Origin of the sequence: Herbaspirillum sp. B65, from assembly GCF_000333555.1 — a bacterium.
Taxonomy (GTDB): Bacteria; Pseudomonadota; Gammaproteobacteria; order Burkholderiales; family Burkholderiaceae_D; genus Herbaspirillum; species Herbaspirillum rubrisubalbicans.
On record NZ_BADI01000179.1, the window covers coordinates 1 to 1,657 of the forward strand.

A 1,657-nucleotide genomic window follows, 5' to 3' on the forward strand; every position below is an offset into this window, starting at 1 on the left:
ACGGCAGCCGTAATCCAGCCTCCCGCGAGGGCAAGCCGGTGATGTCTGATCGGATCAACGTATGGTGAGCAAACGCCACTTTGCAAGCAGCGAACAGGACGAACAGGGCCGCTCCCCTACTGAGCAACTCGCATTTCCCGCGGGCAGCCTTCCGTGCCCGCTACGGAGGGGAGAAGACGATTTTGCGTCACTTAAAGACGGCTTCAGGTCACCCAAAGATGCCAGTGATCCTGTTTTTTGACGCAAAAGTTCACTTGCCCAGAACCAATACGATACGTTTCGTCTCGGATTCTAGGTGCAAATGATGGGCTGCTCAATAAAATTTACGCTTGTTGGCTAGTCAGCTTACTGGTACTCAACAAGGGGGCGGGCAGCGCGATGCTGCCCAGGACCAGCTTCAGTTGGGACTGCACCTGGCGTTCATCGATGTCGGCACTGCCGGTCAACAGGCGCTGCAGCAAGGGGGCGTACAGCAGGTCGAAGACCAGGTTGAGGTCGGCATCGTCCCGGAACTCGCCGCGTTGGGCACCGCGGCGCAGCACATTGACCAGCGCCAGGCGGCGCGGCTCCAGGTAATGGTCATTGAAGATGCGCTTGCTCTCTTCATCGAACTGGGCCAGGGCGATCATCTCGCGCACCACCCGGCCGGACTTGCCACGCAACAGTTGGGACAGTTGCAGCATGTGCAGTTCGATGTCTTCGCGGGCAGCACCGCTGTCGCCCAGGGGCGGCATCGGCTCGACTGCACGCAACAACGCTTCCATGGCCAGGGCGCTCTTGTTGGGCCACCAGCGATAGATGGTGGCCTTGCCCACGCCAGCGCGGGCAGCCACGCCCTCCAGGGACAGCTTGTCGAAACCGATCTCCTCGAGCATCACATACGTGGCATCGAGGATGGCGTCATGACTGACGGCATTCCTGCGGCGACCGGTGGCCGGATCGGAGATGAAGGTGAGAGAAATGATGTGCTCCAGATGACAAAGGCATGTTTTCCGTCTTCATTAACGACATGCTTTTGGACAACTTGAGCATTTGACAGCAAAAAAAATGAAGTTTTTCGTAAGCAGGCTCCCGGCCCTGCCATTTACTGACGGCTCACCGGGTCCAGCCGGCGTCCGAAGCGGTCCAGGCGTGGTTTGAAATACTGGTCGGCATTGAGCGAAAAGGCGATGCGACGGGTACGCCCCATCAGCTCGTTGCGGGCAAAAAAGCCGAAATAGCGCGAATCCATGCTGTTGTCGCGGTTATCTCCCAGCATCATGTAATGATCGGCCGGCACCACCACCGGGCCGAAGCTGCTATGCAGGCTGGGATGCGCTGCCGACAGCCGCACCAGGTGGTTCATGCCATCGATGCTTTCATCACGGTAGCGGGCCTGGTCCACCCTATCGCCTTGCTCTGGCTGCGCCCGGGCCGGGCCATAGCTGGCGGCCTGGCCGTTGATGTAGAGCACGTTGTCACGCAGCTCCACCACGTCGCCGGGCAGGCCGACGATGCGCTTGAGCAGCAGTTCGCCGGCCTGGCGCGAATCGACCGTCACAATGTCGCCGCGCTGCGGCTCGCCCAGGCGCATCAGGCTGATGTGGGTCAGCGGCAGGCGCAGGTCATAGGCCAGCTTGTCGACCAGGATGCGATCGCCCACCATGACAGTGGGCAG

The 1,657-nt window shown here is 60.4% G+C and carries 2 protein-coding genes; both read right to left on the bottom strand.

The features are described from left to right. Positions 1-323: 323 nt before the first annotated feature. Positions 324-974, bottom strand: coding sequence for a TetR/AcrR family transcriptional regulator (locus I5W_RS04530; protein ID WP_301297731.1), 651 nt, complete (start codon positions 972-974; stop codon positions 324-326). A 110-nt stretch (positions 975-1,084) separates the two neighbouring features. Next, positions 1,085-1,657 (bottom strand): signal peptidase I (lepB, locus tag I5W_RS04535; protein WP_044528349.1); only part of this gene is annotated, 573 nt, incomplete at its 5' end.